Below are 13,037 nucleotides of genomic sequence, written 5' to 3'. Positions count from 1 at the left end.
GATTTAAATTTCGCTCTTATTTGATGCCAATCAATCAACAATCCAAAATAAAAAAATAAAGAACAAACTACCTATAAAGTACTAACCATCAATAGCAAAAGGCATCTTAGAATGACGAATAAGAAAGAATCTGGGGTAATGAACCTTACTCGAAGAGGCTTCATGAAAGCTTCTTCTGCAGTAGGTAGTGCAGCCGCACTTGCGGGCGGTATCGCTTTACCTTTCAAATCCAAACCAGTAGCGGCTGCGGTTGCTGAGAATGTGGATGAGAAAATCGTATGGAGTGCATGTACAGTAAACTGCGGCTCTCGCTGTCCACTACGTATGCATGTACAAAACGGTGAAATCAAATACGTAGAAACAGATAACACGGGTACTGACGAATACGGTCATCACCAAGTGCGTGCATGTCTACGTGGTCGCTCTATGCGCCGCCGTGTTTACAACCCAGATCGCCTGAAATACCCAATGAAACGTGTGGGTAAACGTGGTGAAGGTAAGTTTAAGCGTATTAGCTGGGAAGAGGCTTTTGATGAAGTCGCTGGCACTATGCAACGCCTTATCAAAGATTACGGTAACGACACTATCTACCTAAACTACGGCACAGGTACGCTTGGTGGTACGGTAACTAAGTCTTGGCCACCAGCACAAACGCTGATTGCGCGTCTAATGAACCTAAGTGGTGGTTACCTAAACCATTACGGTGACTACTCAACAGCGCAAATCGCGAAAGGCTTGAGCTACACCTACGGTGGTTGGGCAAACAACAACTCTTTCTCTGACTTAGAGAACACTAAGCTTAACATCCAATTTGGTAACAATCCTGCTGAGACTCGCATGTCTGGCGGCGGTCTGATCCACCACTACGTAGAAAGCAAAAACAAATCAAACGCAAGAACGATCATCATCGATCCACGCTACACCGATACTGCCGGTGGCCGTGAAGATCAGTGGATCCCAATTCGTCCTTCTACGGATGCTGCATTGGTAGCCGGTCTTGCACACGTGATGATCACTGAAGACCTCGTAGACCAACCGTTCCTAGACATATACTGTGTCGGTTATGATGAGAAGACCCTTCCTGTATCAGCACCTAAAAACAGTGACTACAAATCTTATATCTTAGGTTTAGGTGAAGATGGCGTAGAGAAGACACCAGAGTGGGCTTCTAAAATCACAGGCATTCCGGTTGATACTATCGTTAAACTAGGCCGTGAAATGGGCACAGCGAAACCATGTGCCATCCACCAAGGTTGGGGCCTGCAACGTACTGCGAACGGTGAACTAGCTTGTCGTGCAATCGCGATGCTATCGCTACTCACCGGTTCTGTGGGTGTATCAGGCGGTTCAACAGGCGCTCGTGAAAGTGACATCAACATTCCGTTTGTTCGCTTCCCTACTGTGCCAAACCCAGTTGAAACGTCAATTTCAATGTTCATGTGGACTGACGCAATTCACCGTCACCACGAGATGACAGACATCACTGATGGTGTTCGCGGTGCTGAGCGCCTTAAGAACCCAATCAAGATGATCTGGAACTACGCAGGTAACTGCATCATCAACCAACACTCAGACATCAACAAGACACACGCGATTCTTCAAGATGAAAGTGCTTGTGAAATGATCGTTGTAGTTGATAACCATATGACTTCTTCTGCGAAATACGCCGACATCATCCTGCCTGACTTAACGACATCAGAGCAAGACGACTGGTGTATGGATGGTAAAGCATCGAATATGCCTTACTTCATCTACGCACAGAAAGCGATTGAGCCTCAGTTCGAAGCAAAATCTATCTACGAGATGTGTACGCAACTTGCTAAACGCATGGGCGTAGAAAAAGAGTTCACAGAAGGCCGTACTCAAGAGCAATGGATTGAGCACCTCTACGCAGAAACTCGTAAGAACGATCCAACACTGCCAACCTTCGAAGAGATGAAAGAGCTGGGTATCTACAAACGTAGCTACGACCACCACTACATCGCTTACGAAGATTTCCGTAAAGATCCTGAAGCGAACCCACTGACCACACCAAGTGGCAAAATTGAGATCTACTCAGAGCAACTGGCTGATATCGCAAAGACTTGGAAGCTGAAAGAAGACGAAGTGATTCACCCACTTCCGATTTACGCGGATTCGTTTGAAGGTCATAACGATCCACTAGCAGAGAAGTACCCACTTCAGCTAACCGGTTTCCACTACAAGGCTCGTACTCACTCGACTTACGGCAACGTTGCAGAAATCAAAGCAGCAGCACCGCAAGAGTTATGGATCAACCCAATCGATGCAAAAGAGCGTGGTATCGAAAACGGCGACATGGTGAGTATTTTCAACGACCGTGGCGAAGTACACATTCCAGCGAAAGTGACACCAAGGATTCTTCCTCGAGTTGTCGCACTAGGCGAAGGTGCATGGTACGCACCGGATGGTCAGAAGATCGACCATGCAGGCTCTATCAACGTGCTGACTACTCAGCGCCCGAGCCCACTTGCTAAGGGTAACCCTCAGCATACAAACCTAGTTCAAATCAAAGCGCTAAAGAAAGCATAAGGTAGGTTGGAATGAAACAATACGGCTTTTACATTGATTCAAGTAAATGCACGGGTTGTAAAACCTGTCAGCTTGCTTGTAAAGATTATAACGATCTAGACATCAAAACGAACTACCGTCGCGTGTACGAATACGCAGGTGGTGGCTTCACTCAAGATGGCGATACCTGGGTTCAGAAAGATGTCTTTTCTTACTACCTATCTATCGCTTGTAACCACTGTACTAACCCTGCGTGTGTGAAAGTATGCCCTTCGGGCGCGATGCACAAGCGTGATGAAGACGGTTTGGTTGTGGTTGATGAGAGTGTTTGTATTGGTTGTCAGCACTGCAGTAATGCATGCCCTTACGGCGCACCGCAATACAATGCGAAGAAAGGTCACATGACCAAATGCGATGGTTGTTACCAACGTGTTTCTGAAGGCAAGCAACCTATCTGTGTTGAGTCTTGCCCACTTCGTGCATTGGAGTTTGGTGAAATCAACACACTTCGCGAGAAGTACGGTTCTGGTGCAGATGTAGCACCACTGCCATCTTCAAATGAAACGCTGCCAAACATCGTGATTAAACTGAACAAAAACGCGAAGCCTACTGGCGATACCAGTGGTCACCTAGCAAACCCGAAGGAGGTTTAAGATGATTTTTCATGAGTGGTCTTTAATCTTCTTTACGGTGCTGGCTCAAACAGCAGTGGGTGGTTACTTATTGATTGGCGCACGTGCACTGGTACTGGGTCATGACGAAGAGAAGCTGAACAGCTACAAGGTTCCAATGTTCATTCTATGGGCACTAATGGGTCTTGGCTTCATGTTCTCGACAACGCACCTTGGCTCTCCACTGCGCGCGTTTAACGCTTTTAATCAGCTCGGTTCGGCTTGGTTGTCTAACGAAGTGTTCTTCGGTGCGGCATTCTTCGCTGTCGGTGGCCTGCAATGGCTATTGTCTGTGGTTAAGAAAGGTGGCGTAGCTATCCAGAAAGCACTGATGGTTGGCGCGATGGTACTGGGTGTTATCTTCATGTATGCGATGATCAACGTATACATGATCAACACCGTACCCACGTGGGACAACATCTATACACCACTGAGCTTCATCATGACGATGGTTGTGGGTGGTTTGTTGCTATCTCAGTTCGTTCTTGTGTTCGCAAACGACAGCCACTTTACGGTTGACCGTAACATCACCATGTTGGCTGTAATTACTGTTGCGATAAGCTTACTTGTGACAGTAGGCAAACTGAACCTAATCGGTGACATCCAAACTTCAGCAGCAAAAGCATCTGAGTTGGTTGACGGTTTAGGCAGCTATGTGATTCTTCAAGTTGCATTACTGATGGCAAGCTTACTGATTTGGATTCTACCTATGCTGAACAAAGCAAAAGTGAATCCAGTAAACCTAAGCCTAGCATTGGTACTGTTCTTAGCTTCTGAGTTAATCGGCCGTGGTTTGTTCTACAGCCTACACATGACAAGCGGTTTGTAATCGAGTTCTTACAGACATGAGTTACGTGTAAACATCGCTGCTGGTTTGGTTATCTAGAAGGCTAGATAAACTAAAGGCCCAACACCTATTTAGATGTTGGGCCTTTTTATTTCGTTTTTCCTAGCATTTCCAGTACAGGCTCCGTGAGTTCGCCTAAATGCTTACTTAATAATAGTCGCCGGAATAAACATGTCTTTCAATCGCTTAACTGAAGAGTATGTGCCGAACATCGGTTTGTTATCTAGATGCCTTCTCAACATATCGGCGGCAACGGTCTTAATCACGTTGCGTTGATCTTCACGCGAGTACTGGCGATAAAATTCAAGCACCTGACCCCATTCGCCTGCTTCAGTCGACAATGCAACGCTGAATGTATTGCCTTCCAGCTTACCAGTCACCAAAGCCAATTCAGTTCCGCATTTCTCTCTTGTTGCTCCAGCCAGAGCAAAGGTTGCGGCTAACGGATCGCTCTTTTCAAGTTCGCTCTCTTTTGGCTCAGCCATCACCCACGAATGTCCAAAGCAATCTTCAACCTGCTCATTCAATTGCAGCCACGCTGACAGTGCGCCTTTGGTCGACACTTCAGACACAGATAGCGTCTTCTTTTTTTCCGCCATGATGTGGCCAATATGGTCAATCATCGGCTCGTCAACACTGACTACGTTACTTTCTAATAGTTTGTAAACCATCTGCATTAACTTAACACGAGTTTCTAAACCAGATTTTGGCCCAAACAGCTTCACCTCAATAAATGGCAGGTAAGAGCGGTAACCTAGCTCATAGCCTTCAGGAAGCTTCAGTTGGTCTAACACATCAGAGATACCGGACTCAGATAAACCAAACGTAAACAGCCTGCTGCATTCAGAAGCAACCACTTGAGGGTATGTACGCGATAAATCAGGAAGAATCTCAAACGTCACCATGCGTTTGAATTCACTCGGGACACCCGGCGTGAAATAGAAAGTCGCATCGTTGATTTTAAGTTTGAAACCACACGCAGTACCAACTGGGTTATCGACAATCTCGGAGCTTGCTGGCAACAAGGCTTGTTTAAGGTTACTGTCAGGCATTGGCATACCACGTCCAGAGAACATCTCTTCCATACGAGCAAGCCATTCAGGGAACATGACGAGTTTCTGCTCGGAAGCAGTAGCTGCCGCTGCAGCACTCATGTCATCGGTTGTCGGCCCTAGGCCACCATTAACGATAACCACATCATAGTTAAAGCTCAGCATCAGCAGTTCTTCAACAAGAGCATTCATTTGATCACCCACGGTTGAGCGCTTAGCAAGAGCAAAACCATGCTGATAAAACTCAGCAGACATCCAAGCTGCGTTTGTATCTACAATGTCTCCATGAAGAACTTCTTCACCTGTGCTTAACATTGCGATTTTCGTCATATTTCTATCCCTTGTTGTCATAAAAAGACACTGCATTATTTACAAACTGGTCTATGGTTGAATTTGGAACAATTCGCCTTTTCACTAATATTAATCATGTTAAACCTAAGGTTTTCTTAGGAAAAGCGATAAATTATTAGTTCCCTAAATCAGGCATTTAATAGATAATTGTGACCCTGATCAATTCCAAACTTTCTCATGGAGACCCTTGTGGCCAAATCACCGTTACTAGCAAAGGTTACTGCTGCATTTTCAATGCTAATGTCAGTTAACTCGGTTGCAAGCCAATACGACTTCGACCAGCCAATCAACCTTTCTTACTCGGATGAATGTGCTCAAGATTACTGTTTTAATGACAACTTGTACACCTACAAGCCTAGTACCAATTACGCACTGAGCGAACCAAGTGACGAGTACGACTTCTCAATCCAACAACCAAAACATTTGTTGGTGAGCCAGGAGAAAGATTGGGATTACCTAATGGGTCAAACCTACACTATTCTTGGCTTAAGTGTCGCGACAGTAGGTCTAATGACTCTTCTCCCTGAAAGTATCACTAAGTGGGATGATGACCAACGTGATATCAGTTCGCTAGGTAAAAAGTGGAAAGATAACGTTTCTGATGGCCCAGTATGGGACCGTGATGAGCACTTCTTAAATTACGTGATGCACCCGTATTTCGGTGGGGTTTACTACACCGCGGCTCGCCACGCGGGTTACGATGAATTTGAGTCTTTCCTATACTCTTGGACCATGTCGACATTTTTCTGGGAATACGGCGTAGAAGCATTCGCGGAAGTACCTTCCTGGCAAGATCTCTTCATCACGCCATTCTTCGGTGCCGTTGTCGGTGAAATGATGCTAGAAGCAGAACAAGACATCGTTGCTTCAGGTGGCGAAGTGATGGGCTCTCAAACCATGGGGGATGTGTCTCTATTCTTCCTAAACCCTGTTGGCCATATCCATTACTGGGTAAGTGATGCATGGGGCGGTGACGCAGAAGTGAACCTGAATACTAACCCTTGGTGGGATAACCAAGACGCAGCGCGATTTGCCTACGACGCAGGCGCACCATACGATTCTCAATTTGTTGGTATGAACTTTAAAGTCACGTTCTAAACCAGCCTCCACGTGACTTGCTAAGCCGTTTACTCGTTGCTTGCTAAGCTTCTGAATCACAAATAACAGCGACAACTCTTTCAAAAAGCGGCTCTCTAGCCGCTTTTTTTGTGCCCTACTCTTCATTCTCTTTTTTTGTATCACAGCTTAGTTTCAAAAATTGACGTAGGTCAAACATTGTTCGATGTAAACTTCTACACTGAAATTAAAGAACTTTATCGCATGATATCAAACATTTAATTAGTAACGATTAATTGAGACTTTGGGGGCTGATATGAACAGTACATTTATCGTAAACTTTATTGGAAAGGCATCACCAGCAACAATCAAACAACTTGCTGCGGTTACTCACGAAAACGACGGGAAATGGCTCATCAGTAAAGTGAACTTTATTGAAGACCAAGTCGCAGGCGTACTCAAGGTTCAACTTCCAGCCATCAACGAATCAATTGTCAAAGAAGCTTTCAGCGCCAATACTGACTTGATCGTGCAGTTTGTTGATTCAGACCATACTCATAACGCACAAGATACAATACATCACCTACGACTCGACTCGAACGACCGAGCAGGTATCGTCAACGAAGTAACACATGTATTGGATAGACAAGGGATCAGCATTCTCGATATGGATTGCCACCGAGTCTTCATCGCTGGCGGCGGTGGTGTTAGCTCAAGTTTGTTCACTTCCAAGATCGCCGTTAAGCTACCAATAGAAGTTTTGATTGATGACGTAGTGAATGAACTCGAAACACTCAGTGAAGATACTCGAGTGATGATTGAGAGCTAACAGATAGCGCTTAACTTCTATCTTTTCACTGGTAACATTTATCTAAAAACAAAAAAGAGCAGCTCATCGGCCGCTCTTTTTATCGTTCTAATGCAATGTTTGGTTACTTAACCGACCATTGTGACAATGAACGTTTAAAGTCTTCATAGCCAAACTCATTCAACTTTTGAACTTCGCCACCGCTACGCTCGCAGTAGATTGACGGCATTTTTAGGCCATTGAACCAGTTCAGTTTCACCATGGTGTAACCCGCGCTGTCTAGCAGGTGCAGCTTTTGACCAATCTTAAGTGGCTCATCAAAGCTTGCTTCACAGAACTGATCGCCCGCAAGACATGAACACGAACCAATTACATAGTCATGGCTACCATTTTCTGAAGCTTCCAATACCGATGCCGGTTCATTGTAGATAAGCGTATCAAGGCGATGCGCTTCGGTTGCCGAGTCGACAATTGCCGTTTTCTTCACGTTCTCTACGATATCAACTACTGTCACGACCAGATCCGTCGTTTTAGTAATGATCGCTTCACCCGGTTCAAGGTACATCTGCACGCCGTGCTTTTCAGAAAAGGCTTTTAGTGCAAGGCCCAACTTCTCGATGTCATAACCCGGCCATGTGAAGAACACACCTCCGCCCATGCTCACCCAATCCAACTTATCTAGGTGATCGCCAAACTGCTCTGAGATTGAATCAAGCAGGCCGATAAATGCATCGACGTCTTTGTTCTCGCAGTTCATGTGGAACATCGCGCCATTAATCTCGTCGAAGATCTCAGGCTTAATGTGATCAGCCTGAACACCTAAACGAGAGAATTGACGCGCCGGATTTGCTAAGTCTTGTCCTGCGTAACTTACGCCCGGATTTAGACGTAAACCCAGCGACGCTTTACCTTCAACAATATGGCGGTAAGCTTCGAATTGGCTTTGTGAGTTGAAAATCATCTTGTCGCAAATATCCGCAACTTCTCTCACGTCATCTTCGCTGTAACCCACACTGTAAGCATGCGTCTCACCACCAAAGGTTTCGTGACCAAGTTTCACTTCGTATGGGCCAGAGCTTGTCGTGCCATCGAGGTAAGGTTTGATGATGTCAAACACACCCCATGTCGAGAAACACTTCAGTGCCAATACCAACTTCACACCTGAAATCTCTTTCAGCTGCTTAGCTATCTCTAAATTCGCAATCAACTTGTCTTCGTTGATCATGAAATAAGGCGTTTTTAGTTCGTTGTTTTGCATGTTAATACCTTGCGGCCCTCGAGTTCACGAAGGCACATGATAATCGAACAAAGCCGACGCTAATGCATCGGCTTGTAATTATACGTTCTTGTCATTCCGAAGACTTTGAATCGAATTCGCAGAACTTTGCCCTTGTCGCTAGGACATCGCGCGGAGTTTACGAATGTAAATGAGCACGATGGACAACGCAACGAGGGCAAAGAGCCAGAATTACTTCAAAGTATGGATCAGAGGTAGACCGGCTGTAGGCTCTAGCTCTTGAACGTGCCAATCTAGGCCGATTTCCGGCATGGTTGCTAGGAACGGGTCTGGGTTTAGCTGTTCCATGTTGAACACGCCTTTATCAGCCCATTCGCCACGGAAGAACTGAAGTGCAGCCGTAATCGCTGGCACACCGGTTGTGTAAGAGATCGCTTGGTGCTCTACGTCTTCGTAAGCCACTTCGTGGTCTGCGTTATTGTAAATGAATACGCTGCGCTCTTTACCGTCTTTCTTACCTTGAACCCAAGTACCGATACACGTTAAGCCTGTGTAACCCGGAGCCAAAGATGTTGGGTCTGGTAGTAGTGCTTTAAGAACATGCAGAGGCTGAACCACAGTGCCATCGTGCAGTGTTAGCGGATCTGGGCTAAGAAGACCGATATCACGCATACAGTTGAAGTAGTTCAAGTATGCATCACCAAAGCCCATCCAGAATTCGATACGCTTAGCTGGGATGAACTCTTTCATTGAACGAACTTCATCATGCGCCATTGAGTACACTTTATGAGAACCACAGTTAGGGAATTCAAATTCAAGCATACGAGAGTGACAAGGGACTTGTTTCCACTCTTCATTTTCCCAGTAGAAAGAATCGCCTTGGATCTCAAGCATGTTGGTTTCTGGGTCAAAGTTTGTCGCAAACTTCTTACCGTGGTCGCCAGCATTTACGTCCATTACGTCGATTGAATCAATTTCATCGAACAAGTGCTTAACCGCGTACGCAGCAAAGATTGATACCACGCCCGGATCGAAACCAGCACCAAGAATACCTGTGATACCTGCTTCTGCGAACTTCTCACGATAACCCCATTGCCAATCGTAAGCTTGTGGTACTTGTTGGCCTTCAGAACATAGGTCAACGGCTACCGATGTATCTAGGTAAGAGACTTTCGATTGGTAACACGCTTCCATGATCGCCATGTTTACCCAAGGAGGACCTGCGTTGATCACTAGATCCGGCTTAACTTCTTTAATCAAAGCAACAAGCGCATCAACATCGTCAGCGTCTACTGAACGTGCTTCTAGTTTCTTAGTTGAATCCTTAAGGTTGTTCTTACCTTTGATCGATTCGATGATTTTTTCACATTTCGCGATTGTGCGCGAAGCGATTGTGATATCACCCAGTACTTCGTTATTTTGTGCTGCTTTATGTGCAACAACCCAACCAACGCCGCCTGCACCAATTTGTAGAATAGCCATAGTATTAATTACCCTTGTTGTTCTGCTAGCTCAATAGCTAAAGTTTGAATTTTGTTAATTAGAGATTTGAAATCTGATGTCGTTAAGCACGGATTCAAGATAGTGAATTTCAACGCGCTTTTACCATCAACGACCGTTTCGCCAAGTACTGCAACGCCACGAGTCAGTGCTTCCAGTCTTAGCGTTTGATTCAGTTTATCTAAATCAATAGCGCTGTTTACTGATTGCCCATTGCTAGGCACCGAACGGAACAGCACAGTAGACAGTGACGGCTCAGCAAGCAGTTCAAAATCGTCATGCTTCTGAATCAGATCGGCAACTTGAAGCGTCTGCTCTAAAAGATGATCGTACATATCACCCAACTGCTTTGGCCCAACGCTTTGCATCGTCATGAAGACTTTCAATGCATCGAAGCGTTTCGTCGTCGCAATAGACTTATCGACTAGATTTGGCAGCTCATCGTGTTCACGATTCAAGTAATCTGCGTGATGCAGTAGGTACTTAAAGTTCGCTTTGTCTTTCAGCAGCACTGCACCACAGCTGATTGTTTGGAAGAACAACTTGTGGAAATCAACGCTGACAGAATCCGCTTTTTCGATGCCTTTCAGGCGAGCTTTATGGCTACTTAAGATAAGCGCGCCACCGTAAGCACTGTCGACATGGAACCAAAGATCTTGTTGGCTTGCGATGTCTGAAATCGCTTCTAGGTCATCGATAGCACCATGGTCGGTTGTACCCGCCGTACCAACCACAGCAAAAGGAATCAGACCTTGTGTTTTCAGTGCTTTGACTTCTGCATCTAGCAAGTCAGCTTTGATGGTGCCGTTTGCATTAGTATCGACACAACACACTGCAGCTTCACCTAATCCCATTAATGATGCGGATTTTTGAACCGTGAAGTGAGATTTCTTTGAACATAGGATACGCAGTTTGCTCGCGTATTCTGGCAAGCCAAGCTTTTGGATAGAATGACCATTGTGCTTATCGGCAACCCAGTCTCTTGCTAGCAACAAGCCCATTAAGTTACTTTGCGTACCGCCGCTGGTGAAAACACCGTCAGCTTGTGCACCAAGTTGGTATTTGTCACACATCCAATCCACGACGCGCTGCTCAACATAAGTCGCAGCCGATGCTTGGTCCCATGAATCCATCGATTGATTCAACGCCGCGATAATCGATTCAGCGGCTACCGAAGCCATAAGAGGTGGAGTGTGAAGGTGTGCAATACAGTCTGGGTGTTGCACAAAGATAGAGTTTGCAGCGACAAGGTCTGCAGTGCTATCTACAACATCAACCAAAGCGTATTGGTTGTTATCGAGATCGACAGCATTGATGGCGGCTTCTAGCACTTTTGGATCTAAACCCGAATAAGGGCTTTCAACCTGTTCAAAAACGGCTTTCATCGCTTGAGTAGTTTGGTTCATCACGCTAGCAAATTCGTCGCTACCGCCTAAACCCGTCTGGATGAAATGCTTGTTCCATTCCTGATTTGATTCTTCGCTTTGTGTTTGGTCTTGTCGTAAACCACCACCCGCTGCGATGATCGCTTCTTCCATGACGCGCAATGCAAAGTCGATCTGCTCAAAAGAGATAATCATAGGTGGAAGGAAACGAATTACCGAACCATCACGACCACCCTTTTCAACCATCAAGCCGCGCTCTAATGCTGCTCGTTGAATAGCTAGGGTTAATTGGCCGTCTGATTGCGGCTCGCCAAATTTGTTGAGTTCGCCGTTTGGTTGCTTGATCTCAGCGCCAAGCATCAGGCCTTTACCACGAACTTCAGCAATACAGTTCACACGCGATTGAATCTTCTCAAGCCCATGACGTAAGTATTGGCCTGCGATGTTTGCGTGCTCGACTAAACCATCTCGCTCGATGATTTCCAACGCCTTAGCGCCAGACACCATTGCTAACTGATTTCCACGGAATGTGCCGGTGTGTTCACCAGCTTTCCAAGTATCGATACTCTTATCGAATACAAGCAACGACATCGGCAGTCCGCCGCCAATCGCTTTAGACAAACATAAGATATCAGGATTAATACCTGACTCTTCAAACGCAAAGCGATGACCCGTTTTACCCACACCACACTGAATTTCATCAAAGATCAGTAAGATGCCGTGTTCATCACAGATACGACGTAGACCTTGTAACCAAGATGCTGGAGCAGGGATCACACCACCCTCACCTTGTACAGGCTCAACGATCATCGCAGCTGGTTTCATGATGCCGGATTCATCATCATTCAACATACGTTCGATGTAACGAATGCTCGCGTTAGCACCTGCTTCACCACCAATACCAAACGGACAGCGCAGGTTGTATGGGAAAGGCATAAAGTGCACATCAGACATCAAGCCGCTACGACGCTCTTTAGTGCCGAGGTTGCCCATCATGCCCATGGTGCCGTTTGTCATGCCATGGTAAGCACCACGGAAAGCAAACATGGTGTTACGACCTGTGGTTTGCTTCGCTAGCTTGATAGCCGCTTCTACAGCATCAGCGCCTGATGGACCACAGAATTGAAGAACCGAGTTATCTGAAAAGTCTTGAGGAAGAAAAGCTTTAACTCGCTTGATAAACGTCTCTTTCGCTTGAGTCGTGATATCAAGAGTCTGGTATGGCAAACCTGAGTCAAGTTGGTCTTTAAGTGCTTGGTTAATTTCAGGGTGGTTGTAACCCAAAGAAAGTGTACCTGCACCGGCTAAGCAATCGAGAAATAGTTGGCCACGAGTATCTTCAACTAAAACGCCACATGCTCTTTTAATTGCAATTGGCAAGCGTCTTGGGTAAGAGCGAACATCCGATTCATGCTGTTCTTGCTCAAGCAAAATAGCGTCGGGTGTTAGATCGTGCGTTCCTTCTAAGATAGGAACCATAGTTGAAAATGAGTTTGCGATACTGTTGATATCGACTTCAAAGGCTGTAGTCATAAAAGTCCCCTTGAATGTGTTCATACTCACCTCCATCAGACGCAATTACACTCTGTCCCTCTATTGAT

At 45.8% G+C, this 13,037-nt stretch carries 9 protein-coding genes; 5 read left to right on the top strand and 4 right to left on the bottom strand.

Annotated elements, in window-relative coordinates:
• The first annotated feature begins 111 nt into the window (after positions 1-111).
• The 3 genes from IQO02_RS11710 to IQO02_RS11700 are packed head-to-tail and all read left to right on the top strand — an operon-like array spanning position 112 to position 4,029.
• A complete protein-coding gene (locus tag IQO02_RS11710) occupies positions 112-2,550 on the top strand; it encodes a DmsA/YnfE/YnfF family dimethyl sulfoxide reductase (protein ID WP_102282742.1) in 2,439 nt (812 codons plus the stop codon).
• Between the two features lie 11 nt (positions 2,551-2,561).
• Positions 2,562-3,182, top strand: a complete 621-nt coding sequence (locus tag IQO02_RS11705) for a DMSO/selenate family reductase complex B subunit (protein ID WP_016789263.1) — start codon at positions 2,562-2,564, stop codon at positions 3,180-3,182.
• Position 3,183: 1 nt separating this feature from the next.
• Positions 3,184-4,029: a dimethyl sulfoxide reductase anchor subunit family protein gene (locus tag IQO02_RS11700; RefSeq protein WP_016769296.1), complete on the top strand. Its 846-nt coding sequence runs from the start codon at positions 3,184-3,186 to the stop codon at positions 4,027-4,029.
• A 161-nt stretch (positions 4,030-4,190) separates the two neighbouring features.
• On the opposite strand, the gene IQO02_RS11695 is transcribed toward IQO02_RS11700, so the two are convergent.
• Positions 4,191-5,429, bottom strand: a complete 1,239-nt coding sequence (locus tag IQO02_RS11695; protein ID WP_016789264.1) for a CinA family nicotinamide mononucleotide deamidase-related protein — start codon at positions 5,427-5,429, stop codon at positions 4,191-4,193.
• A gap of 210 nt (positions 5,430-5,639) precedes the next feature.
• Between IQO02_RS11695 and IQO02_RS11690 the strand changes: the two genes are divergently transcribed.
• Both IQO02_RS11690 and IQO02_RS11685 read left to right on the top strand, forming a co-directional pair.
• Positions 5,640-6,548 carry a DUF3943 domain-containing protein gene (locus IQO02_RS11690; protein WP_010438089.1) on the top strand — a complete coding sequence of 303 codons (909 nt, stop codon included), beginning with the start codon at positions 5,640-5,642 and terminating at the stop codon, positions 6,546-6,548.
• 274 nt (positions 6,549-6,822) lie between these two features.
• Positions 6,823-7,335, top strand: a complete 513-nt coding sequence (locus IQO02_RS11685; RefSeq protein WP_010438087.1) for a glycine cleavage system protein R — start codon at positions 6,823-6,825, stop codon at positions 7,333-7,335.
• 103 nt (positions 7,336-7,438) lie between these two features.
• On the opposite strand, the gene nspC is transcribed toward IQO02_RS11685, so the two are convergent.
• The 3 genes from nspC to IQO02_RS11670 form a co-directional block, all read right to left on the bottom strand.
• A complete protein-coding gene (nspC, locus tag IQO02_RS11680) occupies positions 7,439-8,572 on the bottom strand; it encodes a carboxynorspermidine decarboxylase (protein WP_010438084.1) in 1,134 nt (377 codons plus the stop codon).
• 210 nt (positions 8,573-8,782) lie between these two features.
• Entirely contained in the window at positions 8,783-10,033 is a 1,251-nt protein-coding gene (locus tag IQO02_RS11675) for a carboxynorspermidine synthase (RefSeq protein ID WP_004733354.1), read from the bottom strand.
• Between the two features lie 8 nt (positions 10,034-10,041).
• Positions 10,042-12,993: a pyridoxal phosphate-dependent class III aminotransferase gene (locus IQO02_RS11670; protein ID WP_193838545.1), complete on the bottom strand. Its 2,952-nt coding sequence runs from the start codon at positions 12,991-12,993 to the stop codon at positions 10,042-10,044.
• Between the last annotated feature and the right edge of the window lie 44 nt (positions 12,994-13,037).

This window comes from Vibrio sp. OPT24 (assembly GCF_015163545.1).
Lineage (GTDB): Bacteria > Pseudomonadota > Gammaproteobacteria > Enterobacterales > Vibrionaceae > Vibrio > Vibrio cyclitrophicus.
Note: the sequence above shows the minus strand (reverse complement) of the source record. Positions and strands in the feature narration are given on the sequence as shown.

Coding starts and splice junctions, on each gene's coding strand:
- IQO02_RS11705 (WP_016789263.1), top strand. CDS start 2,562: ATGAAACAATACGGCTTTTACATTGATTCAAGTAAATGCACGGGTTGT.
- IQO02_RS11695 (WP_016789264.1), bottom strand. CDS start 5,429: ATGACGAAAATCGCAATGTTAAGCACAGGTGAAGAAGTTCTTCATGGA.
- nspC (WP_010438084.1), bottom strand. CDS start 8,572: ATGCAAAACAACGAACTAAAAACGCCTTATTTCATGATCAACGAAGAC.
- IQO02_RS11685 (WP_010438087.1), top strand. CDS start 6,823: ATGAACAGTACATTTATCGTAAACTTTATTGGAAAGGCATCACCAGCA.
- IQO02_RS11670 (WP_193838545.1), bottom strand. CDS start 12,993: ATGAACACATTCAAGGGGACTTTTATGACTACAGCCTTTGAAGTCGAT.
- IQO02_RS11700 (WP_016769296.1), top strand. CDS start 3,184: ATGATTTTTCATGAGTGGTCTTTAATCTTCTTTACGGTGCTGGCTCAA.
- IQO02_RS11710 (WP_102282742.1), top strand. CDS start 112: ATGACGAATAAGAAAGAATCTGGGGTAATGAACCTTACTCGAAGAGGC.
- IQO02_RS11675 (WP_004733354.1), bottom strand. CDS start 10,033: ATGGCTATTCTACAAATTGGTGCAGGCGGCGTTGGTTGGGTTGTTGCA.